Origin of the sequence: Aquibium oceanicum, from assembly GCF_001889605.1 — a bacterium.
Lineage (GTDB): Bacteria > Pseudomonadota > Alphaproteobacteria > Rhizobiales > Rhizobiaceae > Aquibium > Aquibium oceanicum.
The window spans coordinates 2,430,395-2,452,149 of sequence record NZ_CP018171.1 but is presented as its reverse complement, the minus strand read 5'-3'; the positions used below and the strand labels follow the sequence as shown (position 1 = coordinate 2,452,149).

At 67.0% G+C, this 21,755-nt stretch carries 20 protein-coding genes; 16 read left to right on the top strand and 4 right to left on the bottom strand.

The genetic code is table 11. From position 1 onward, the window contains the following. Positions 1–75 precede the first annotated feature (75 nt). Positions 76–2,808 carry an ATP-dependent helicase gene (locus BSQ44_RS12095; RefSeq protein WP_072604439.1) on the bottom strand — a complete coding sequence of 911 codons (2,733 nt, stop codon included), beginning with the start codon at positions 2,806–2,808 and terminating at the stop codon, positions 76–78. Positions 2,809–3,070: 262 nt separating this feature from the next. Here BSQ44_RS12095 and BSQ44_RS12090 point away from each other — a divergent pair, with 262 nt between their 5' ends. Together BSQ44_RS12090 and BSQ44_RS12085 are read left to right on the top strand one after the other, a co-directional pair. Beyond that, positions 3,071–3,622, top strand: coding sequence for a glyoxalase superfamily protein (locus BSQ44_RS12090; RefSeq protein ID WP_072604437.1), 552 nt, complete (start codon positions 3,071–3,073; stop codon positions 3,620–3,622). Between the two features lie 121 nt (positions 3,623–3,743). Next, positions 3,744–4,364 (top strand): DedA family protein, encoded by a 621-nt coding sequence (locus tag BSQ44_RS12085; RefSeq protein ID WP_072604434.1) that lies wholly within the window; start codon positions 3,744–3,746, stop codon positions 4,362–4,364. Here BSQ44_RS12085 and BSQ44_RS12080 read toward each other — a convergent pair. The 3 genes from BSQ44_RS12080 to BSQ44_RS12070 form a co-directional block, all read right to left on the bottom strand. Then, positions 4,315–4,905, bottom strand: a complete 591-nt coding sequence (locus tag BSQ44_RS12080) for a hemerythrin domain-containing protein (RefSeq protein ID WP_072604432.1) — start codon at positions 4,903–4,905, stop codon at positions 4,315–4,317. The two genes, BSQ44_RS12085 and BSQ44_RS12080, sit on opposite strands and share 50 nt — an antisense overlap. 102 nt (positions 4,906–5,007) lie before the next feature. After that, the gene (locus BSQ44_RS12075) at positions 5,008–5,805 is read right to left on the bottom strand and encodes a DODA-type extradiol aromatic ring-opening family dioxygenase (protein ID WP_072604430.1); all 798 of its coding nucleotides are present in this window, start codon (positions 5,803–5,805) and stop codon (positions 5,008–5,010) included. 106 nt (positions 5,806–5,911) lie between these two features. Next, a complete protein-coding gene (locus BSQ44_RS12070) occupies positions 5,912–6,325 on the bottom strand; it encodes a GFA family protein (RefSeq protein ID WP_072604428.1) in 414 nt (137 codons plus the stop codon). A gap of 150 nt (positions 6,326–6,475) precedes the next feature. On the opposite strand from BSQ44_RS12070, the gene BSQ44_RS12065 reads away from it, so the two are divergent. From BSQ44_RS12065 to BSQ44_RS12000, 14 genes are all read left to right on the top strand, one after another. Next, positions 6,476–7,828, top strand: coding sequence for a glutamine synthetase family protein (locus BSQ44_RS12065; RefSeq protein ID WP_072604425.1), 1,353 nt, complete (start codon positions 6,476–6,478; stop codon positions 7,826–7,828). A gap of 101 nt (positions 7,829–7,929) precedes the next feature. Beyond that, the gene (locus BSQ44_RS12060; protein WP_072604423.1) at positions 7,930–10,221 is read left to right on the top strand and encodes a bifunctional salicylyl-CoA 5-hydroxylase/oxidoreductase; all 2,292 of its coding nucleotides are present in this window, start codon (positions 7,930–7,932) and stop codon (positions 10,219–10,221) included. 28 nt (positions 10,222–10,249) lie between these two features. Continuing rightward, positions 10,250–11,008 carry an SDR family NAD(P)-dependent oxidoreductase gene (locus BSQ44_RS12055; RefSeq protein WP_072604420.1) on the top strand — a complete coding sequence of 253 codons (759 nt, stop codon included), beginning with the start codon at positions 10,250–10,252 and terminating at the stop codon, positions 11,006–11,008. Then, positions 11,005–11,484 (top strand): MarR family winged helix-turn-helix transcriptional regulator, encoded by a 480-nt coding sequence (locus BSQ44_RS12050; protein ID WP_072604417.1) that lies wholly within the window; start codon positions 11,005–11,007, stop codon positions 11,482–11,484. The genes BSQ44_RS12055 and BSQ44_RS12050 overlap by 4 nt, the downstream gene beginning before the upstream one ends. Further along, positions 11,481–12,293, top strand: coding sequence for an enoyl-CoA hydratase family protein (locus BSQ44_RS12045; protein WP_072604415.1), 813 nt, complete (start codon positions 11,481–11,483; stop codon positions 12,291–12,293). The genes BSQ44_RS12050 and BSQ44_RS12045 overlap by 4 nt, the downstream gene beginning before the upstream one ends. 3 nt (positions 12,294–12,296) lie before the next feature. Further along, the gene (locus tag BSQ44_RS12040; RefSeq protein ID WP_072604412.1) at positions 12,297–13,481 is read left to right on the top strand and encodes an acyl-CoA dehydrogenase family protein; all 1,185 of its coding nucleotides are present in this window, start codon (positions 12,297–12,299) and stop codon (positions 13,479–13,481) included. Further along, positions 13,474–13,926 carry a cupin domain-containing protein gene (locus BSQ44_RS12035; protein ID WP_072604409.1) on the top strand — a complete coding sequence of 151 codons (453 nt, stop codon included), beginning with the start codon at positions 13,474–13,476 and terminating at the stop codon, positions 13,924–13,926. Before BSQ44_RS12040 ends, BSQ44_RS12035 begins: the two co-directional genes overlap by 8 nt. A gap of 1 nt (position 13,927) precedes the next feature. Then, the gene (locus BSQ44_RS12030; RefSeq protein ID WP_072604406.1) at positions 13,928–15,553 is read left to right on the top strand and encodes an AMP-binding protein; all 1,626 of its coding nucleotides are present in this window, start codon (positions 13,928–13,930) and stop codon (positions 15,551–15,553) included. Next, positions 15,550–16,743, top strand: coding sequence for a kynureninase (gene kynU, locus BSQ44_RS12025; RefSeq protein WP_072604403.1), 1,194 nt, complete (start codon positions 15,550–15,552; stop codon positions 16,741–16,743). The genes BSQ44_RS12030 and kynU overlap by 4 nt, the downstream gene beginning before the upstream one ends. Then, entirely contained in the window at positions 16,740–17,567 is an 828-nt protein-coding gene (gene kynA / locus BSQ44_RS12020) for a tryptophan 2,3-dioxygenase (RefSeq protein WP_072604400.1), read from the top strand. Before kynU ends, kynA begins: the two co-directional genes overlap by 4 nt. Before the next feature lie 95 nt (positions 17,568–17,662). Then, on the top strand, positions 17,663–18,802 hold the full coding sequence (locus tag BSQ44_RS12015; RefSeq protein WP_072604393.1) for an ABC transporter substrate-binding protein: 1,140 nt from the start codon (positions 17,663–17,665) through the stop codon (positions 18,800–18,802). 185 nt (positions 18,803–18,987) lie between these two features. Next, positions 18,988–19,908 (top strand): branched-chain amino acid ABC transporter permease, encoded by a 921-nt coding sequence (locus BSQ44_RS12010; protein ID WP_072604390.1) that lies wholly within the window; start codon positions 18,988–18,990, stop codon positions 19,906–19,908. 10 nt (positions 19,909–19,918) lie between these two features. After that, complete coding sequence (locus BSQ44_RS12005) at positions 19,919–20,890, top strand: branched-chain amino acid ABC transporter permease (RefSeq protein ID WP_072604387.1); 972 nt, start codon at positions 19,919–19,921, stop codon at positions 20,888–20,890. Continuing rightward, a complete protein-coding gene (locus BSQ44_RS12000) occupies positions 20,883–21,632 on the top strand; it encodes an ABC transporter ATP-binding protein (RefSeq protein ID WP_072604384.1) in 750 nt (249 codons plus the stop codon). The genes BSQ44_RS12005 and BSQ44_RS12000 overlap by 8 nt, the downstream gene beginning before the upstream one ends. The last annotated feature ends 123 nt before the right edge of the window (positions 21,633–21,755 follow it).

The window sequence follows — 21,755 nt, the reverse complement described above, 5'->3', positions numbered from 1 at the left end:
ATCGAAGATGGCACGCGGAAGTCAAACATCATCCGGATGAAAAGATACGATGGAAAAACTCTCACTGCTAAACCCTCACACCCCCTTCACAAACCCGTCCAGCACCCTTTTCTGCCCGGCCTTGTCGAAGTCGATCGTCAGCTTGTTGCCCTCCACCGCCGCGACATTCCCGTTGCCGAACTTCATGTGAAAGACCCGATCGCCGACCTGGAAGGCCGAGAGGGTGTCGGAGACGCTTTTCGCCACTAGTTCGCCTTCGATGACACGGCTCTTCACCGAGCCGGCTCCGGCGCCGAAGCCGGAGTCCGGTTCGCCGTAGCCGATGCGCTCCACCGCGTGGCCGGAGCGGGTGCCCCAGTTGCGGTCGGTGGCTTCGGTGCGGTTCTTCTGGGCGCGGGCCCAGCCGGGGGTGGAGTAGGTGTTGGAGAAGGCGCCGCCGTCCGCTGAGCCGGTGCGCGCGCCGCCCGCCGACTGGTTGCCGCTTGAGCCCAGATTGTCGAACCGCGAGGCGCCGTAGGGGTTTTGCCGGCCCGCGCCGCCGCGTCCGCCCGCGAAGGAGCCGCCGCCGAAGGAGCCGCCATAGCCTGAACCATAGCCGCCGTAGGAATTGCCCGCTTCGGCGACCTCGACATGGGCCTCCGGCAGTTCGTCGAGGAAGCGTGAGGGGATGGTGGATTGCCACAGGCCGTGGATGCGGCGGTTGGAGACGAACCAGATGTGCAGGTTCTTCTTGGCGCGGGTGAGCCCCACATAGGCCAGCCGCCGCTCCTCCTCCAGCCCCGAACGTCCGCCCTCGTCGAGCGCGCGCTGGTGGGGGAAGAGGCCTTCCTCCCAGCCGGGCAGGAACACGGTCTCGAACTCCAGCCCCTTGGCCGAATGCAGCGTCATGATGGAGACGGCGTCCATGGTCTCGTCCTGCTCGGCGTCCATGACGAGCGCGACGTGTTCGAGGAAGGAGCGCAGGCTCTCGTATTCCTCCATGGAGCGGATGAGCTCCTTGAGGTTTTCGAGCCGCCCCGGTGCCTCGGCCGACTTGTCGTTCTTCCACATGTCGGTGTAGCCGCTCTCTTCGAGAATGGTCTCGGCGAGTTCGGTGTGCGGGGTGTTGTCCAGCGCGTCGCGCCAGCGGGCGAAATTGGCCGCGATCTCGCGGAGCGCCGCGCGCGGCTTGGGCTTCATCTCGTCGCTCTCGGCGAGCTTTCGCGCGGCTTCCAGCATGGGCACGCGCAGCGCGCGGGCGGCGTCGTGGATCTGGCGGATGGCGGCTTCGCCCAGGCCGCGCTTGGGCACGTTGACGATGCGCTCGAAGGCGAGGTCGTCGGCGCCCTGCGCCACCACCCGGAAATAGGCCATGGCGTCGCGGATTTCCTGCCGCTCGTAGAAGCGCGGGCCGCCGATGACGCGGTAGTTCAAGCCGAGCGTGACGAAGCGGTCCTCGAACTCGCGCATCTGGAAGGAGGCGCGCACCAGGATCGCCATGTCATTGAGATGCAGGCCCTGGCGCTGGTGCTGCTCGATCGCCTCGCCGACCGCGCGGGCCTCCTCCTCGGAGTCCCAGGCGGCATGCACCATCACCTTGGCGTCCTCGGGGTCGGGATGGTCGGTGAACAGCGTCTTGCCGAGCCGGCCTTCGTTGTGGGCGATGAGGTGGGAGGCCGCACCCAGGATGTGCGCGGTGGAGCGGTAGTTGCGCTCGAGCCGGATGACGGTCGCGCCCGGAAAATCCTTGTCGAAGCGCAGGATGTTGTCGACTTCCGCGCCGCGCCAGCCGTAGATCGACTGGTCGTCGTCGCCGACGCAGCAAATATTTATCTGCTGCGGTTTGCTTGCGCTCACCCTGTCGCCGCTTCGCGAGGGCGCCCCATCGAGCACGGCAGCCGGTCGGCCTTGCGAACCTTCGGTTCGCGAGGAGGCCGGGGTCTGATCGATCTCCCCCCCTGATGGGGAGATCGGCCGCCCGGCTTTCGGCCGCTGCGCCAAGAGCCTCAGCCACATGTACTGCGCGGTGTTGGTGTCCTGGTACTCGTCGACCAGGATGTATTTGAACCGGCGGTGATACTCCTCCAGCACGTCGCGGTGGTCGCGCAGGATGCGGATGGGGTGGAGGAGGAGGTCGCCGAAGTCGCAGGCGTTGAGCGTCTTCAGCCGCTCCTGGTAGGCCGTGTAGAGCTCGCGGCCCTTGCCGTTGGCGAAGGCGCGCGCGTCGCCTTCGGGGATGTCCTTCGGCGCGAAACCCTTGTTCTTCCAGCCGTCGATCATCTGGGCGAACTGGCGCGCCGGCCAGCGCTTGTCGTCCAGTCCCTCGGCCTGGATCAGCTGCTTGATCAGGCGGATGACGTCGTCGGTGTCGAGGATGGTGAAATCGGAGCGCAGCCCGGCGAGCTCGGCATGACGGCGCAGGATCTTGACCCCGATCAAGTGGAAGGTGCCGAGCCAGGGCATGCCCTCGACCGCCGAGCCGACCAGCACGCCGATCCGCTGCTTCATCTCGCGCGCGGCCTTGTTTGTGAAGGTGACGGCGAGGATCTGGCTCGGCCAGGCGCGGCCGGTGGCGAGGATGTGGGCGATGCGGGTCGTCAGCACCCGCGTCTTGCCAGTGCCGGCGCCGGCCAGCACCAGCACGGGACCTTCGGTGGTCTCCACCGCAAGCCGCTGCTCGGGGTTGAGGCCCGAAAGATAGTCCGGCGCCTGTTGCCGGCGGCCCGCCATGGCACGCGCGGCGATGCCGGAGGGACCGGCGGGTGCCGCGGCCGGGCGGGGCGGACCATCGTCCTCGTCGAAGAACGGCATGTCGGGGAAATCGGACATGCCCCGGAATGTAGTGATTCGGGGGCGAAAGGCCAGCAAGGGGTGCCGTTTTGTTCCAGGCGAACCGGCGATTGACGCGCCGGCGGGCGCGCGCCTATTGTCCCCGCAGCGGCTGGCGCAGCCCGCAGCCCGCACCCCGGCAAGGGGAATTGCGAATGCGCCGAAGGACGATCCTTTCCCGATTCATTCGAAAACGGCGGAGGACATCGGCAAGGCGGGCACCGGTTCTTTTTTCCGCCGCCAGCGAAGGATCGGAAAATCAATGCTCGCCCATTCAGATGCCAAGGCGATGGCGAAGTCGCTTCGTGCGGCGCTCGCCGAGCGCGGACAGGAAATCCCCCATTCAGCCGCGCTCGAGATCGTGGCGAGACAGTTCGGCCTGCCGAGCTGGAACGTGCTGTCGGCCAGGATCGACGGGGCGGGAGACAACGGCGCGCGTGCGCCTTTCGCCTTCGAACAGGCCATTCCCATCGTGCGCATCTTCGACGTCGCCAAGGCGCACGAGTTCTATCTCGGCTTCCTCGGCTTCTCCGTCGACTGGGAGCATCGCTTCGGCGAGAACTTTCCGCTCTACACGCAGGTCTCGTTGGGCGGGCTGACGCTGCACCTCTCGGAACACGCGGGCGACGCCAGCCCGGGCGGAAACATGGTGGTCTATATGAGCGGCGTGGAGGCCTTCCAGAAGGGGCTGCTCGCCAAGGACTACAAGTACAACCGCCCGGGCCTCGAGCGCCAGGACTGGGGGCTCGAGTGCACCGTGATCGACCCGTTCGGGAACCGGATCAGGTTCATGGAAAGGCAGGGGAAAAGCTGAACGCAGCCGCTGTCCACCTCCGCGCGCACAGATCGACCGGCTCATGGTTCGGCGGGTCCACCGTGAGCAAGACCGGTGGATCACCGGCGCCTGCGCCCGGCGCGGGGACGCGTACTCCGGCATGAGCGACATCATCCATATGCTGGTCGAGCGCTACGGGCTGCTCGCCGTCTTCCTGGGCAGCGTGGCCGAGGGCGAGACCGCGGCGATCCTGGCCGGCTTCTTCGCGCACCAGAACGTGTTCGCCCCCTGGGCGGCCTTCGCGGCGGCGGCGGTGGGCGCCTTCATCGGCGACGTCATCTTCTTCATCGCCGGGCGGCGCTTCAGCGATCACCCGCGCCTGCGGCGCCTGCGCGGAACGCCGGCCTTCGGGCGGGCCATGTCCTGGATCGAGCGCCATCCGAACCTCTTCGTCCTGTCGAACCGCTACATCTACGGCTTCCGCCTCGTCGGCGGGGTGGCGGCCGGCCTGTCGTCGATCCCGGTCGGACGCTTCCTGGTGCTCAACGCGCTCTCGGCCGCCTCCTGGGCGGCGCTCTTCGGCGGGCTCGGCTATTTCGTCGGGCTGGGTGCCGAAGAATTCCTGGGCGAAGCCTTCGAGCGGCACGAGCGGCTGTTCATCGCACTGGGGCTGGCGGTCGCGGGCCTCGTCGCCGCGCGTCTGCTGATGGTGGCCAACCGGCGGCGCAGGCTCAGTGCGGCACCAGAGCCGCGTCGCCCCGATCCAGAATCAGCGGAATGATCAGGTCCTCCTCGTCGTCGAGGTGGCGCGTCAGCATGGCGACCAGCCGCTGGTTGGCGTCGGCATAGGCATCGGCCGCGAAGCGCCGCTTGTCCTCGTTCTCCTTCAGCGCCCGCAGGAAGCCGTTCGCTGTCTCGGCGTTCATCTCCAGCGCCTCGTGGATCATGTGATGGTCGGCATCCAGGATGTCGAAGCCGCGCTTCAGCCTGGTCTCGGCGCGCGCGAAAGCGGGGAAATAGTGCTGGTCCTCGACGTTGTGGTGGCCGTCGAGATTGCCGAGAAAGAAGTTGAGCCGCGGCGCGAACCACTGAGCGAACTCATTCGCGTTTGTCCTGCCCTCGCGGTAGTCGGCGATGCCGCCGGTCAGCATGCCGCCGAGTTCGCGGAACATGCCGTGCCGCTGCAGCCACATGCCGGCCATGCCGCCGATGTTGTGGTGGGCTGCCCAGTTCTCGCGCGGATATTTTTGGACCAGGAACCTCAGGTCTTCCGGAAGCCCGGCGCGTTTCATCAGGTCGAGTTCGGCTTGCATGTCGTTCATCCGGCGGTCCTTCGAGGCGCCGAATATAAGCAAGGAACGCGCGCATGAAAGAAGGCACGCGGCGGTGCGCCGGTATCCGCGGCGTGCCCGCCGTCGCGCGCCTCACTGGAACAGGTAGGAATCGTAGGCGAAGAAGCCATATTCGCGCGAGGCGTGAACGCGTTCGGCATTCGCGCGATCGCCGGCCGCGCCCAGCGCGAAGAAGATCGGCATCAGATGTTCGTCGGTCGGGTGATTGTCGGCCGGGAACGGCGCCCTGCGCCGCCAGTCGAACAGCGCCTCGATGTCGCCCTCGGCGAATCTTTCCGCGAACCAGTCGGTAAAGGCGTTGAAACGCTCCCCGATCTGCGGGTCGATCGGCCGGCCGGTGCGCATGACGCTGATGACGGCGCGCAAATTGTGCGTGATGTGGCCCGAGCCGATCAGCAGGATGCCCTCCTCGCGCAGCGGCGCGAGGGCACGGCCAACGGCATAGTGCCAGCGCGCGTCGCGGTCGGGATCGATCGAGATCTGCACGACCGGGATGTCGGCTTCCGGGAAGGCCAGCTTCAGCGGCGTCCATGTCCCGTGGTCGTAGCCGCGCCGCTCGCAGCGCGACGGCGCCAGCCCCGCCTCCTCGAGCATAGAGAAGACGCGCTCGGCAAGCTTCGGCTCGCCCGGCGCCGGATAGACCATACGGTAGAGTTCCGGCGCGAAGCCGCCGAAATCATAGATCATATCCGGGTGCGGATCGGTCACCACCGAGACGCCGCCGGTCTCGAAATGGGCCGACATGATGACGATCGCCTTCGGTCGCTCGATGAGCGCCGGGATGCCTTCCAGGAAGTGGCGGGCGGCGATGTCGTCGATGACGATGTTGGGACCGCCGTGCGAGATGAAGAGCGAGGGAAGCGTGGCCATGGATGGTATCTCCTTGGCCGCAAGATAGGCACATCGCTCGCTGGCGTGGAGCCTCGCAGCGGAAGACTGAGCGTTCACTCAGCGGGAACGAACCGCAAGAACCTGTTCAACTGTCCGCGACGACGACGCCCGGCGATGACGCCGACTGCGGCAGGCCGTCGTCGATCGAATAGTAGTCGCCCTTATCGGCCACAAAGATGTGCGCTTCGGCCTTCAGTCCGGTCGGCGCCTCGAAAGCGCCCGCCATCACGGAGGTCTTCCCTGACCGGTCCTGTTTCCAGAAAAGCGCCGAACCGCAATGTTTGCAGAAGCCGCGCTGCGCAATATCCGAAGCCCTGTACCAGGTGATGCTGTCGGCTCCTTCGACCGTCAGACTTTCATCGGCGACGTCCGTCGCAGCGTAGTAATGGCCCGACTGCTTGCGGCACTGCGAGCAGTGGCAATAGACGACGCCGCGCAGCGCGCCGCGCGTCGTGAACCGCACCGCTCCGCACAGGCATGCCCCGCGATGTTCTTCCATGTTCGTCTCCCTCTCGGCGTGATGATCCTACGGCGGACCGGTTTCGACCAGTGCGGATTTTTGAACCTTCGTTGAACGAGATGCGACGTGCCAAGGTGACCAATCCCCAATTCACCGCTAGGCTTACATCCGGGCAGCGGGAAGGGCGACATGGGCGATCGGGACGAACTCCAGACATTCCTCGCGGAGAATCCTGGCACGACGCATTGCGACGTCGTTCTCTTCGACCTCTGCGGCAACGCCTACGGCAAGCGCCTGCCGCGCGCCCACATGGCGAAGCTCTTCGACCAGGGCTCGCCGGTCTGCGCGGCGATGTCGCTGGTCGACGTGCAGGGCAACACGGCCGACCCGATGGGGTACGGCTTTTCGGACGGCGATCCCGATGCCAACGTTCTACCGGTTGCCGGAACGCTGGTCCCTGTCCCGTGGAACGAGGGCCTCGCGCAGGTCATGGGCCGGCCGGTTCACGCAGCCACCGGCGAACCCTTCTGGTACGACCCGCGCACGGTGCTCGAACGCACGGTGGGGATCGTCCGCGAGGCGGGCCTGAAGCCCGTGGTGGCGGCCGAACTGGAGTTCTACCTGATCGACAGGGAGCGCGGCGAAGACGGCGCGCCGCTCCCTCCCAGCTCGCCCGCGACCGGCGCGCGTGAATCTGCCGGCAAGGTACTGTCGCTCGCCAAGCTCGACGAGTACCAGCCGATCCTCACCGACATCGAGGATACGTGCCGGCGCCAGAACGTCCCCTCCTCCACCATCATCAGCGAATACGGCGCTGGCCAGTTCGAGGTGAACCTCGAACATCGCGACGATCCCGTGCGCGCCGCCGACGACGCCTGCCTGCTGGGGCGCATCGTCCAGGCCGTGGCGCGCAGGCATGGGATGGAGGCGACGTTCCTGTCGAAGCCTTTTTCGGACCAGGCCGGCAGCGGGCTGCACGTTCACGCAAGCATGCTCGACGCGGACGGCCAAAATCTTTTCGACGACCGCTTCCCGCAAGGCCAGACGATGCTCGGTCATGCCGCGGCCGGTCTCCAGGCTACGATGGCGGAGGGCATGGCGCTCTTCGCGCCCAACATCAACGTCTTCCGCCGCTTTGAGGCCAACAACTTCACGCCGGTGACGAAGGACTGGGGCGAGAACAACCGCTCCGTCGCCTTCCGCGTTCCCGTCTCCTCCGGGGCGTCGCGGCGCATCGAGCACCGCATCGCCGGTGCCGAGGCGAACCCCTATCTCGTCATCGCCGCGGTGCTGGCGGGCATGCATCACGGCATCGAGAACAGGCTCGACCCGGGCGACAAGCATACGGGCAATGCCGGCGCCGAGATCGACGACGCTTTGCCGCTGACGCCCTGGGATTCGCTGAGGGCGTTGCGGGCGGCAACGGTCCTGCCGCGGTGGCTGGGCGAGGATTATCCCGCCATCTACGCCAGCGTAAAGGAGGCCGAACTCGCCGCCTTCTTCGCCCTGCCCTCCCGGCGCGAGTTCGACTGGTATCTGTGAGGCGCCCCGGCGGAATGCTTCAATCATGAAATTTCATGCTTGAAACAATTTCGCGACGGTGCCATGCTGCCCTTGCACTCGAGTGGAGGAGGTGGCGCGACATGAAGATCGCAGTCCTCGGCGGAGGTCCCGCCGGCCTCTACTTCGCGATCTCGATGAAGCTGCGCGACGCCGCGCACGAGGTTACCGTCATCGAGCGCAACAAGGCCGACGACACATTCGGCTGGGGCGTGGTGCTCTCCGACGAGACGCTCGACAACCTCGCCGAAAACGATCCCGTCAGCGCCGAACGCATCCGCGCGCATTTCGCCTACTGGGACGACATCTCGGTCTTCTATCGCGGTACCCGCACCGTCTCGACCGGCCACGGCTTCTGCGGCATCGGCCGCAAGCAGCTTCTCGTCCTGTTGCAGGAGCGCGCCCGCGAACTCGGAGTCGATCTTCGCTTCGAGACGGAATCGCGCGAACCGCGATATTACATGGAGCGGTACGACCTCGTCGTCGCGGCCGACGGGTTGAACTCCAAGACCCGCACCGCCTTCGCGGACGTTTTCAAGCCCGACATCGACATCCGCGCCTGCAAGTTCGTCTGGCTCGGCACGCACCAGAAATTCGACGACGCCTTCACCTTCATCTTCGAGGAGACCGACAAGGGCTGGGTCTGGGCGCACGCCTACCAGTTCGACGCCGACACCGCGACCTTCATCGTCGAGTGCTCGGAGGAGACCTGGAACAACTACGGCTTCGGCACCATGTCGCAGCAGGAATCGATCGCCGTCTGCGAGGAGATCTTCAAGGATCACCTCGACGGCCACGCGCTGATGACCAACGCCAACCACATCCGCGGCTCGGCCTGGATCAACTTCCCGCGCGTGCTGTGCGAGCGCTGGTCGCACGAAAACCTGGCTCTGATGGGCGACGCGGCCGCCAGCGCGCATTTTTCCATCGGCTCGGGCACCAAGCTCGCCATGGAAAGCGCCATCGCGCTCGCCGACTACGTCACCTCCGAACCGACGCTCGAAGGCGCCTTCGCGAAGTACGAAGAGGCGCGCCGCACCGAGGTGCTGAAGCTCCAGTCGGCGGCACGCAACTCGCTCGAATGGTTCGAGGACGTGGAGCGTTACTTCCACCTCGATCCCGTGCAGTTCAACTATTCGCTGCTCACCCGCTCGCAGCGCATCAGCCACGAGAACCTGCGGCTGCGCGACAGCGAGTGGCTGGAGAGCGCCGAGCGCTGGTTCCAGCGCCAGGCCGGCAACGAAACCAACACCGCGCGCGCGCCGATGTTCGCGCCGTTCAGCTTGCGCGACATGGACCTGAAGAACCGCATCGTGGTCTCGCCCATGGCGCAGTACAAGGCGGTGGACGGCTGCCCGACCGATTGGCACTTCGCCCACTACGCCGAGCGCGCCAAGGGCGGCGCCGGCATGATCTACATCGAGATGACCTGCGTTTCGCCCGAAGGCCGCATCACGCCCGGCTGTCCCGGCTTCTACGCGCCGGAGCACGAGGCGGCCTGGAAGCGGCTGGTCGATTTCGTCCATGCCGAGACCGAGGCGAAGATCTGCGCCCAGATCGGCCATTCAGGCCCCAAGGGCTCGACCCAGCTGGGCTGGGAGGAAGCCGACGCGCCGCTTCCCGAAGGCAACTGGCCGCTACTCGCCGCCTCCGACGTGCCGTGGTCGCCGGCGAACGCCCGGCCGAAGCCGATGGACCGCGCCGACATGGACATGGTGCGCGACCAGTTCGTGGCCTCGGCGCGGATGGCCGATCGCTGCGGCTTCGACATGCTGGAGCTGCATTATGCCCACGGCTACCTGCTCTCCTCCTTCATCACCCCGCTGACCAACCGGCGTACGGACGAATACGGCGGCAGCCTGGAAAACCGCATGCGCTACCCGCTGGAGATCTTCCAGGCCGTGCGCGCGGTCTGGCCCGCCGGTAAGCCGATCTCGGTGCGCATCTCGGCCAACGACTGGGTCGGCGAGGACGGCGTCACGCCTCAGGAGGCGGTGGAAGTCGCGCGCATGCTGCGGGAAGCGGGCGTCGACATCTGCGACGTCTCGGCCGGCCAGACGTCGAAGCTGGCGAAACCCGTCTACGGCCGCATGTTCCAGACGCCATTCTCCGACCGCATCCGCAACGAGACCGGCATGGCCACCATGGCGGTCGGCAACATCTACGAGCCGGACCACGTCAACTCGATACTGATGGCCGGCCGCGCCGACCTCGTCTGTCTCGCTCGTCCGCATCTGGCGGACCCCTACTGGACCCTCCACGCGGCGGCGGCGCTCGGCGACCGCGGCGTCAAGTGGCCCGACCCCTACCTGCCGGGCCGCGACCAGCTCTACCGGCTCGCCGAGCGGCAGGACCAGATGACGGGGAAGGTGTGATGGCGGCAATTTCGACAGGCGGGACACCATGACGATCTCCCTCACCCACGCGCTGGTCACCGGCGGCGCCACCGGCATCGGCAAGGCCATCGCCGAGGCACTCGCCAAGGCCGGCGTCGAGGTCACCATCTGCGGCCGCCGCAAGGAGGCGCTCGACGCGGTGGCACAGGGCAATCCGAAGATCCACGCCATGACGGCCGACGTCACGGACGAGGCCTCCGTCGAGGCGCTCTACCGGGAGGCGGAAGCCGCGCGCGGGCCTTTCGACATCGTGGTGGCCAATGCCGGCATCGCCTCCAGTGCACCCGCCCACAAGACCTCGCTGGAGGAGTGGAAGCGCATCATCGACGTCAACCTGACCGGCGCCTTCCTGACCGTCCGGCCGGCGCTCGCAGGCATGGCAGAGCGCAAGCGCGGCCGCATCGTCTTCATCGCCTCGGTCGCCGGCCTCAAGGGTTCGGCCTACGTGGCGCCCTACGTCGCCTCCAAGCACGGGGTGATCGGCCTCACCAAGTCGCTCGCCGCGGAACTCTTGAAGACCGGCGTCACCGTGAACGCCATCTGCCCCGCCTATGTCGAGACCGAGATGCTGGAGCAGTCGATCGCCCGTGTCATGGAAAAGACCGGCCGCAGCGCCGAGGAGGCGCGGCAGAATTTTGCCGAGTTCAACCCCAACCACCGCCTGATCAAGCCGGAGGAGGTCGCGGCCGCCGCCATGTGGCTCGTCAGCGACGAGGCGATCTCGGTCACCGGCCAGCCGGTCGCCATCTCCGGCGGTCCGCTGTGACGGCGAGCGCGCCGCTCGCGGCCGTCGACGCCGCCCCCGCCTCGAAGGAGCGGCTGCGCCTGTGGATAAGGCTGCTCCGGGCCTCGCGCATCGTCGAGAACGAACTGCGCGAGCGCCTGAAGCGCGAGTTCGACACCACGCTACCGCGCTTCGACGTCATGGCGGCCTTGAACCGCGCGCCCGACGGCATGCTGATGAGCGACCTGTCGCGTTTCCTGCTGGTCTCCAACGGCAACGTCACCGGCATCGTCGACCGGCTGGTCAATGACGGGTTCGTTGCGCGCGCCCGGCGCGAGGGCGACCGCCGCACCTCGATCGTGCGGCTGACGCCGCGCGGCCAGGAGGTCTTTCGCGAGATGGCGGCCGTGCACGAGGGCTGGATCGGCGAGCTGCTGGGAGACGTCTCCGAGGGCGACGCCCGCCGGCTCGCATCCATGCTGAAGACGTTCCGCAGCAACTGGGAGGACGAACATTGACCGCAATGGCAGGCCTCGAGCCGCAGCACTTCCTCTGGGAAGCCAGAGACGGCGTCGCGACGGTTCGCCTGAACCGGCCCGACCGCAAGAATCCGCTGACCTTCGAGAGCTATGCCGAACTGCGAGACACGTTTCGGGCGCTGGTCTACGCCGACGACATCGACGTCGTCGTCTTCCTGCCGAATGGCGGGAACTTCTCCTCGGGCGGCGACGTGCACGACATCATCGGTCCGCTGACGCGCATGGACATGAAGGGCCTGCTCGCCTTCACCCGCATGACGGGCGACTTCGTCAAGGCGATGATCCATTGCGGCAAGCCGATCATCTCGGCGGTGGATGGGGTGGCGGTCGGCGCCGGTGCCATCATCACCATGGCCTCCGACATACGGCTGGCGACGCCCCAGGCGAAAACCGCCTTCCTGTTCACCCGCGTCGGGCTCGCCGGCTGCGACATGGGCGCCTGCGCTATCCTGCCGCGCATCATCGGCCAGGGCCGCGCCGCCGAACTCCTCTACACCGGCCGTTCCATGACCGCCGATGAAGGCGAACGCTGGGGCTACTACAACCGCCTCGTTCCGGCGGACGAGATCGAAGCCGAGGCGATGACCCTCGCCCGCTCGATCGCGTCAGGCCCCACCTTCGCTCACGGCATCACCAAGACGCAGTTGAACCAGGAATGGTCCATGAGCCTCGACCAGGCGATCGAGGCCGAGGCCCAGGCCCAGGCGATCTGCATGCAGACGGGCGACTTCCGCCGCGCCTACGAGGCCTTCGTGGCTAAGCAGAAGCCGGTATTCGCGGGGGATTGAGGGATGCCTGACCGCTCCTTCCTCACCTGGCCCTTCTTCGAGGACCGCCACCGCGACCACGCCGGGCGGCTGGAGGACTGGTGCGCAAGGAATCTCCCCGTCGACCACCATGACGTCGACGCTGCCTGCCGCGGTCTCGTCCAAAGCCTCGGGCGCGGCGGCTGGCTCATGCCCACCGCGGTCGACCCCGCCTCGCCCGGCCCGCTCGACGTGCGCACGCTCTGCCTCACCCGCGAGACACTCGCCCGCCATGACGGGCTCGCGGACTTCGCCTTCGCCATGCAGGGACTGGGCACCGGCGCGATCAGCCTCTTCGGCTCGCCGGAGCAGCGGCGATGGCTAGACAAGACCCGCCGCGGCGAGGCGATTTCCGCCTTTGCGCTGTCTGAACCCCGCTCCGGCTCGGACGTCGCCAACATGGACATGACGGCGACGGGGGACGGCGACGGCTATATCCTGTCCGGCGAGAAGACGTGGATCTCAAATGGCGGGATCGCAGACCTCTATACCGTCTTTGCCCGTACCGGCGAGGCGCCGGGCGCCAGGGGCATCTCCTGCTTCCTCGTTCCGGCCGACACACCCGGCCTCACCGTCGCCGAGCGGCTGGAGGTCGTCGCCCCGCATCCGCTCGCCCGCCTCGCCTTCGACGGCGTGCGTGTGCCCGCGCCCGCCATGATCGGCAGGCCCGGCGAGGGTTTCCGCATCGCCATGTCGGTGCTCGACGTGTTTCGCTCCACGGTCGGCGCCGCCGCGCTCGGCTTCGCGCGCCGGGCGCTGGACGAATCCCTGTCGCGCGCCGGGGGCCGCGAGCTCTTCGGCAAGCCGCTCCACGACCTCCAGATGGTGCAGGGTCACCTGGCCGACATGGCGCTCGACGTCGACGCCGCGGCGCTCCTCGTCTACCGTGCCGCCTGGACCAAGGATTCAGGCGCTGCGCGCGTCACCCGCGAGGCGGCGATGGCCAAGCTCTACGCCACCGACCGGGCGCAGGCGGTGATCGATGCCGCCGTCCAGCTTCACGGCGGCGATGGCGTGCGCAAGGGACACATCGTCGAGAGCCTCTACCGCGAGATCCGCGCGCTGCGGATCTACGAAGGGGCGTCCGACGTGCAGAAGGTCGTCATCGCGCGACAGACACTTTCCGAATTCTCGGCCGCAATCAGAGGGGAAGGACTGCGAAATGGATAAGGCACTGGACAAGGGCATCACGTCGAACGGGACCGGCTTCGACGAGGTGAAATGGAACATCCTCGGTCAGGTCTACTATCCGAAGGCCGTCTGCGCATCGACCTTCGCCTTCGAAACGAACAGCGAGCCGGGACAGTTCGTGCCGGTGCACATCCATCCCGATCAGGACGAGTTCATCCTGGTGCAGGAAGGAGAACTCGACCTCAAGCTCGACGGGGTCTGGAGCAAGGCCGGGCCGGGCGACCTCGTGCGCATGCCGCGCGGCGTCCCGCATGGCTATTTCAACAAGTCCGACAAGCCGTGCCGCGCGCTCTTCTGGGTCTCCCCGGCAGGGCGGCTGAAGGAACTCTTCGAGCAACTGCACGACAAGACCGACATCCCGACGATCGTGTCGCTGTCGGCCGAGCACGACGTCGAGTTCCTTCCAGAAGAAGCGAACGCCTGACATGCTCGGGCCGACCGGACACACCGACACCTTCGCGCGCGACAACCTGCCGCCAACCGACCAGTGGCCGGAATTCCTGCTCGATGGGTTCGACTATCCGGAGTGGCTCAACGCCGGCGTCGAGCTCACCGACCGCATGGTGGAGCGCGGCCACGGCGACCGCACGGCGCTGATCGGCAACGGCCGGCGCCGCACCTACAAAGAACTCTCCGACTGGACCAACCGCCTCGCCCACGCGCTGGTCGAGGATTACGGTGTCAGGCCCGGCAACCGGGTGCTGATCCGCGGTCCTAACAACCCCGCCGTGGTCGCCTGCTGGCTCGCTGCCACCAAGGCGGGCGCAGTGGTGGTCAATACCATGCCCATGCTGCGCGCCGGCGAACTCGCCAAGATCGTCGACAAGGCGGAGGTGTCGCTGGCGCTCTGCGACACCCGCGCGCTGGACGAGATGGTCGCCTGCGCCAAGTCCAGCCGCTTCCTCAAGCAGGTGGTCGGCTTTGACGGCACGGCCAACCACGACGCGGAACTCGACCGTGTCGCCCTCGACAAATCCGTGCTCTTCGATGCGGTCAGGACCGGCCGCGACGACGTCGCCCTGCTCGGCTTTACGTCCGGCACCACAGGCGTGCCCAAGGCCACGATGCATTTCCACCGCGATCTGCTGATCGTCGCCGACGGATACGCGAAGGAAGTCCTGAACGTCACGCCGCAGGACGTCTTCGTCGGCTCGCCGCCGCTCGCTTTCACCTTCGGCCTCGGCGGCTTGGCGATCTTCCCGCTGCGCTTCGGCGCCGCCGCGACGCTGCTCGAAAGCGCGACGCCGCCGAACATGGTCGAGATCATCGAGAAGTACAAAGCGACGATCTCCTTCACCGCGCCCACCGCCTACCGCGCCATGCTGGCCGCCATGGAGGAAGGAGCAGACCTCTCCTCGCTGCGCATCGCGGTGTCGGCCGGCGAGACACTCCCTGCCCCCGTCTTCGAGGCCTGGACGAAGAAGACCGGCAAGCCGATCCTCGACGGCATCGGCTCGACCGAGATGCTGCACATCTTCATCACCAACCGGCTCGACGACATGCACGCCGCCACCACCGGCCGCCCGGTGACGGGCTACGAGGCAAAGATCGTCGACGACGCCATGAACGAAGTTCCGCGCGGCACCATCGGAAAGCTCGCCGTGCGCGGCCCGACCGGCTGCCGCTACCTCGCCGACGACCGCCAGGGCGAGTACGTCAAGGCCGGGTGGAACATCACCGGCGACGCGTTCCTGCAGGACGATGACGGCCGCTTCCACTTCGCCGCGCGCGCCGACGACATCATCGTGTCGGCCGGCTACAACATCGCCGGCCCCGAGGTGGAGGCCGCGCTGCTCGCCCATGCCGACGTCGCCGAATGCGCCGTTATCGGCATCGCCGACGAGGCGCGCGGCCAGATCGTCCAGGCCCACATCGTGCTCGTCGCCGGCTGTATCGGCGACGAGACGATGACCAAACGCCTCCAGGACCACGTCAAGGCAACCATCGCGCCTTACAAGTATCCCCGTTCGATCGTTTTCACCGAGACGCTGCCGAAGACCCAGACCGGCAAGATCCAGCGCTTCAAGCTGCGGGAGGACGCAACGGCGTGACCGACTTCGCCCGCACCCGCGCTCTCTTCGAACTGCCCGAGGGCATCGTCTATCTCGACGGCAATTCGCTCGGCCCCCTGCCCCGCGCCGCCCGCGAGCGCGTGGCGCGCGAGGTGTCGCGGGAGTGGGGCGAGAAGCTGATCCGCGGATGGAACGAGGCCGGCTGGATGGACCTGCCCGAGACCGTCGGCGACAAGATCGCCCGGCTGATCGGCGCGGCGAAGGGCACGGTGGTCGCGGGCGACTCCACGTCGATCAACCTGCACAAGGCGCTGACCGCCGCCGTCTCGCTGGCCGGCCCGCGCAAGGTGGTTCTCTCCGACAGCGGCAATTTCCCGACCGATCTCTACGTCGCCCAGATGGCGCTGCGGGCGCTCGGCGGGGGACATGAACTCAAGGTCGTCGCGCCGGAAGAGGTGGCGGGCACCATCGACGACACGGTCGCGGTCCTGATGCTCACGCAGGTCGACTACAAGACCGGCCGCTTGCACGACATGCAGGCGCTGACGGCCAAGGCCCGCGAGAACGGGGTCGTCTCGATCTGGGACCTCGCCCATTCGGCCGGCGCCCTGCCCGTCGACCTTGCTGGCGCCGATGCCGACTTCGCCGTCGGCTGCGGCTACAAATATCTGAACGGCGGCCCCGGCGCGCCGGCCTTCATCTACGTCAGGCCGGGGCTTGGCGACCGGATCGATCCCGTGCTTGCCGGCTGGATGGGCCACGAGGCGCCCTTCGCCTTCGACCTCGACTACCGCCCAGCGGGCGGCATCCAGCGCATGCGCGTCGGCACGCCGCCGATCCTGTCGATGGCCTCCCTCGATGCCGCTTTGGACGCCTGGGACGGCGTGTCCATGGACGACGTGCGCGACCGCTCGATCGAACTATCCGAACGCTTCATTGCCGAGATCGAGGCCCGCTGTCCCGAACTGACCCTCGCCTCGCCGCGCGATCCCTCGGCGCGCGGCAGCCAGGTCTCCGTCGCCTTCCGCGAAGGCTACGCCGCCATGCAGGCGGCCATCGCCAACGGCCTGATCGGCGATTTCCGCGCCCCTGACATCATGCGCTTCGGCTTCACGCCGTTGTATATCGGCATGGACGACGTCGTGCGTGCCGCCGAAACCATCGAGCGCGTCATGCGCGACAAACTGTGGGACCGCGCCGACTACCGCGCGCGGGCGAAGGTGACATGAGCGCCGGAACCGAAGCGGAGGCGATCACCGATTTCGCCAAGCGCATGTCCTATTCGGACTATCTGCGGCTCGGCGAGGTGCTCGACGCGCAGAAGCCGCTGTCGACCTCGCCCGACGAGATGCTGTTCATCATCCAGCACCAGACCTCGGAGCTGTGGATGAAGCTCGCCATTCACGAGATCACCTCCGCGATGGAGGCGATCTGCAAGGACGATTTGCAGCCCGCCTTCAAGATGCTGACGCGCGTCGCGCGCATCTTCGAGCAGCTGAACAGCGCCTGGGACGTCTTGAGAACGATGACGCCGAGCGAATACACCCGCTTCCGCGATGCGCTCGGCCAGTCGTCGGGCTTCCAGTCCTGGCAATACCGAGCCATCGAGTTCCTCGCCGGCAATCGCAACCCGGCGATGCTCAAGCCCCACGCGCACGATCCCGCCATCGGCGAGCGGCTGGAGGCTATCCTGCAGCGACCGAGCCTCTACGAGGAGGCACTGCTGCTTCTCCAGCGCCAGGGTTTCGATCTCGGAGGCTCCGCCGAACGCGACGACTGGCGGCAGACACGCGGCGAAAGCGACCATGTGCTGCAGGCTTGGAAGATCGTCTACCAGCACCCGGAACGGCACTGGGCGCTCTACGAATTGGCCGAAAAGCTGGTCGACTTCGAGGACTATTTCCGCCGCTGGCGTTTCAACCACGTCACGACGGTCGAACGCATCATCGGGCTCAAGCGCGGCACCGGCGGCACGGCCGGCGTGTCCTACCTGCGCCGGATGCTCGAGGTGGAACTCTTTCCCGAATTGTGGAAAGTGCGAACGGAACTTTGAACACGGGCCCAAAAAATCGCCCGTGAACGGGAATGCCGGAGCTTCGGCTCCGGAGACTTCAAGAGCCTCAGAGGGGCATAAAAGGGAGAATGAACATGAAGAACATCATCGCAGCCGGCCTGTTCGGCCTCGCCATGAGCGTCAGCGGACTGGCTTTCGCGGAGCCGATCAAGATCGGCATGATCACCACGCTTTCGGGCGGCGGCGCCGGCCTCGGCATCGACGCCCGCGACGGCTTCATGCTGGCCATCGAGAAGGCATCCAATCCTGAAATCGAGGTCGTCGTCGAGGACGACGCGCAGAAGCCGGAGATCGCCGTCCAGCTCGCCGACAAGATGATCCAGTCGGACAAGGTGGACATCCTGACCGGCATCATCTGGTCGAACCTCGCCATGGCCGTCGTTCCGTCGGCTGTGGCGCAGGGCAAGTTCTACATCTCGGTCAACGCGGCTCCCTCGCAGCTCGCCGGTGCCGGATGCGACCCTCACTACTTCTCTGTGTCGTACCAGAACGACAATCTGCACGAGGCCGCCGGCGCCTATGCCACCAAGGCCGGCTACGAGAAGACCTTCATCCTCGCCCCGAACTACCCGGCGGGCAAGGATTCGCTGGCGGGCTTCAAGCGCTTCTACAAGGGCGAGGTCGTCAACGAGCTCTACACCCAGCTCGGCCAGACCGACTATGCCGCCGAGATCGCGCAGATCCGCGCCTCGGGCGCCGACAGCGTCTTCTTCTTCCTGCCTGGCGGCATGGGCATCGCCTTCATGAAGCAGTACGCGCAGTCGGGCGTCGACACCCCGCTGATCGGCCCGGCCTTCTCGTTCGACCAGAACATCCTCCAGGCGGTCGGCGACGCCGCGCTCGGCGTCAAGAACACGGCCAACTGGTCGAAGGACATCGACAATGCGGCCAACAAGGAGTTCGTCGAGGCCTACAAGGCCAAGTACGGCCGCCTGCCCTCGGTCTATTCCGCTTATGGCTACGACACGGCGAACCTCATCCTGTCGGCGGCCGGCGAAGCCAGCGTCTCGGATGCCGATGCATTCCAGAAGGCGCTCGAAGCCGCCGACTTCGACTCGGTCCGCGGAAAGTTCTCCTTCGGCCCGAACCACCATCCGATCCAGGACATCTACGTCCGCGAAGTGGTGAAGGAAGGCGACATCCTGACCAACAAGATCGTCGACACGGCGCTCGAGGACCATCAGGACGCCTACGCCAAAGACTGCAAGATGTGATCGCCTCCTTCTCCCCGCTCGCGGGGAGAAGGTCCCGGCAGGGTGTTGAGGGGCATCGGGCGCGGCAAGCGCTCCACGGCTGACCCTTTGCAAGCAATCCTGCCCCTCATCCGGCCCTTCGGGCCACCTTCTCCCCGTGACCGGGGAGAAGGGATTGCCAATCCTCGCGGTCCGGGGACCGACGCGTGCAAACCGCCCTCCTCATCGAGCAGACTCTCAACGGCCTCCAGTTCGGCGTCATGCTGTTCCTGATGGCGGCCGGACTGACGCTGATCTTCGGCGTGATGGGCCTGATCAACCTCGCCCATGGCTCGCTCTACATGGTCGGCGCCTTCGCCTGCGCGACGGTGGCGGCGTGGACCGGCTCGTTCTGGCTGGGGCTGGTGGCGAGCCTGGCGGCGGCTGCCGCGGCCGGTGCCATTGTGGAGATAACGGTGATCCGCCGGCTCTACGACCGAGACCATCTCGACCAGGTGCTGGCGACGTTCGCGCTGATCCTCGTCTTTTCGGAAGGCACGCGCTGGCTCTTCGGCTCCTTCCCGCTCTATCTCAACATCCCGCCGCTTCTGGCGGGCGCGGTGCCCATCCCCGGCGGCGCGCAGTATCCGCTCTACAGGCTCGCCATCATCGGCGTCGGCATCCTCGTCGCCATCGGGCTCTATTTGCTGATCTCCCGCACCCGGCTCGGCATGCGCATCCGCGCCGGCGAGAGCGACCGCGAGATGATCGGCGCGCTCGGCGTCGACATCCGCACGCTCTACACCGTCGTCTTCGCGCTGGGCGCGGCACTCGCGGGTCTCGCCGGCGCCATGGTCGGCGCGCTGCAATCCGTACAGGTCGGCATGGGCGAGCCGGTGCTGATCCTTGCCTTCGTGGTCATCGTCATCGGCGGCATCGGCTCCATCAAGGGCGCCTTGGTGGGCGCGATCCTCGTCGGCCTGATCGACACGCTCGGACGCTTCCTCCTGCCGGCAGCACTCGCCGCCTTCATGGGGCCCTCGGCCGCCGCCTCGATCGGTGCCGCGCTCGCCTCCATGCTGATCTACGTCTTCATGGCACTGGTGCTGGCGATCCGCCCGCGCGGCCTCTTCGCGGCAGCCGGCTGAGGTGCCCGCCATGAGCCGCGAGAATATCGTCAACGCCCTGCTCCTGCTTCTGCTGCTGGCGATCCCGCTTGCCGCCACGGCCGGCGACGAGCCCTTCTACGTCACGCTCGCGACCCGCATGGCGATCCTTGCGCTGGGCGCGGTGGGCCTCAACTTCGCGCTCGGGCTGGGCGGGCTCGTCTCCTTCGGCCACGCCGCTTTCTTCGGCATCGGCGGGTACGCCGCCGGCATCCTCGCCACGCACGCCTTCAACATGGAGCCGCTGGCCTTCGGCTGGACCGGCTCCAAGTCGATGCCGGTGATCTGGCTGGTGGCGCTCGCCGCCTCCGGTATCGCCGCCCTCGCCATCGGCGCGATCAGCCTCAGGACGTCGGGCGTCTACTTCATCATGATCACGCTCGCCTTCGCGCAGATGATCTACTATTTCGCCATCTCCTGGCCGGCCTATGGCGGCGAGGACGGCCTGTCGATCTACGTGCGCAACGCCTTCCCGGGCCTCAACACGCTGAACGGCCTGCACTTCTTCTTCGTCTGCTACGCGCTGCTCCTCGTGGCGCTTGTGCTCTTCGCCGTGTTCCGCGACGCCCGCTTCGGCGCGGCGCTGCAGGCGGCGCGGCAGAACGAGGCGCGGCTGGCGACCGTCGGCATCGCGCCCTATCGGATCCGGCTCGCGGCCTTCGTCATATCGGGCATGATCACCGGGGTGGCCGGCGCGCTCTTCGCTGACCTGAACCGCTTCGTCAGCCCTTCCATGCTGTCCTGGCACATGTCGGGCGAACTGATCGTGCTCATCATCCTGGGCGGCGTCGGCCGGCTTTGCGGGCCCATCGCGGGCGCCATGCTCTACGTCGTGCTGGAATTCTTCCTCGGAGGGGTGACAGAACGCTGGCAGTTCTTCCTCGGCCTGATCCTGCTCGGGGTCGTGCTTTTCGCGCGCGGCGGCATCGTCGGCCTCGCCGCGGGGAAGGTGCGCCATGGCTGAGCCGATCCTGGAAATCCGCAACCTGTCGAAGCATTTCGGCGCTCTGCGCGCCACCGACGACGTCAGCCTTAACCTGCGGCCCGGCGAGATTCATGCGCTGATCGGCCCCAACGGCGCCGGCAAGTCGACCCTGATCCACCAGATCGCGGGGACGCTGAAGCCGAGCGCCGGCACTATCCGCTTCCTTGGCCGCGACATCGGCGGGCTCGGCGTTCCGGAACGCACGCGGCTCGGGCTCGGCCGCACCTTCCAGATCTCCTCGCTGACGCCGGAATTCTCCGCCCTGCGCAACGTCATGCTGGCCGTCCAGGCGAGGCAAGGCACCAGCTTCCGCTTCTTCCGCCCGGTCATGGGCGACCGCTCGCTCACCGAACCCGCGATGGCGATGCTGGAACGCGTCGGCCTCGCCGATCGCGCCGAAATCCCGGCCGGCGAACTCTCGCACGGCGAGCGTCGCCAGCTCGAGATCGCCATCGCGCTGGCGCTCGGCTCAAAAACCTTCCTGCTCGACGAACCCATGGCCGGCATGGATTCGGAAGGCTCGAAGACCCTCACCGGCTTTCTCGACGCGCTGCGCCACGAAGCGCCGATCCTGCTCGTCGAGCACGACATGGACGCCGTCTTCGCGCTCGCCGACCGCATCTCGGTGCTGGTCTACGGCCGTATCATCGCCACCGGCACGGTCGACGAGGTCCGCACCGATCCCGAAGTCCGCCGCGCCTATCTGGGGGAGGAAGCGTGATGGACTTCGCCATGCCCTCACCTCGCGGGAAGCAGTCTCACTTTGTCGCGGTACGCAAACCTCTGCCTCCGCGCGAGGCGAAGCACCCCCACTCCGTCTCGCTTCGCGAGCCACCTCTCCCCC

Bases quoted from the DNA above. Each gene is read 5' to 3' on its own strand.
- BSQ44_RS12095 (WP_072604439.1), bottom strand. From the start codon at position 2,808: ATGTCCGATTTCCCCGACATGCCGTTCTTCGACGAGGACGATGGTCCG.
- BSQ44_RS12090 (WP_072604437.1), top strand. From the start codon at position 3,071: ATGCTCGCCCATTCAGATGCCAAGGCGATGGCGAAGTCGCTTCGTGCG.
- BSQ44_RS12085 (WP_072604434.1), top strand. From the start codon at position 3,744: ATGAGCGACATCATCCATATGCTGGTCGAGCGCTACGGGCTGCTCGCC.
- BSQ44_RS12080 (WP_072604432.1), bottom strand. From the start codon at position 4,905: ATGAACGACATGCAAGCCGAACTCGACCTGATGAAACGCGCCGGGCTT.
- BSQ44_RS12075 (WP_072604430.1), bottom strand. From the start codon at position 5,805: ATGGCCACGCTTCCCTCGCTCTTCATCTCGCACGGCGGTCCCAACATC.
- BSQ44_RS12070 (WP_072604428.1), bottom strand. From the start codon at position 6,325: ATGGAAGAACATCGCGGGGCATGCCTGTGCGGAGCGGTGCGGTTCACG.
- BSQ44_RS12065 (WP_072604425.1), top strand. From the start codon at position 6,476: ATGGGCGATCGGGACGAACTCCAGACATTCCTCGCGGAGAATCCTGGC.
- BSQ44_RS12060 (WP_072604423.1), top strand. From the start codon at position 7,930: ATGAAGATCGCAGTCCTCGGCGGAGGTCCCGCCGGCCTCTACTTCGCG.
- BSQ44_RS12055 (WP_072604420.1), top strand. From the start codon at position 10,250: ATGACGATCTCCCTCACCCACGCGCTGGTCACCGGCGGCGCCACCGGC.
- BSQ44_RS12040 (WP_072604412.1), top strand. From the start codon at position 12,297: ATGCCTGACCGCTCCTTCCTCACCTGGCCCTTCTTCGAGGACCGCCAC.
- BSQ44_RS12035 (WP_072604409.1), top strand. From the start codon at position 13,474: ATGGATAAGGCACTGGACAAGGGCATCACGTCGAACGGGACCGGCTTC.
- BSQ44_RS12030 (WP_072604406.1), top strand. From the start codon at position 13,928: ATGCTCGGGCCGACCGGACACACCGACACCTTCGCGCGCGACAACCTG.
- kynA (WP_072604400.1), top strand. From the start codon at position 16,740: ATGAGCGCCGGAACCGAAGCGGAGGCGATCACCGATTTCGCCAAGCGC.
- BSQ44_RS12015 (WP_072604393.1), top strand. From the start codon at position 17,663: ATGAAGAACATCATCGCAGCCGGCCTGTTCGGCCTCGCCATGAGCGTC.
- BSQ44_RS12005 (WP_072604387.1), top strand. From the start codon at position 19,919: ATGAGCCGCGAGAATATCGTCAACGCCCTGCTCCTGCTTCTGCTGCTG.
- BSQ44_RS12000 (WP_072604384.1), top strand. From the start codon at position 20,883: ATGGCTGAGCCGATCCTGGAAATCCGCAACCTGTCGAAGCATTTCGGC.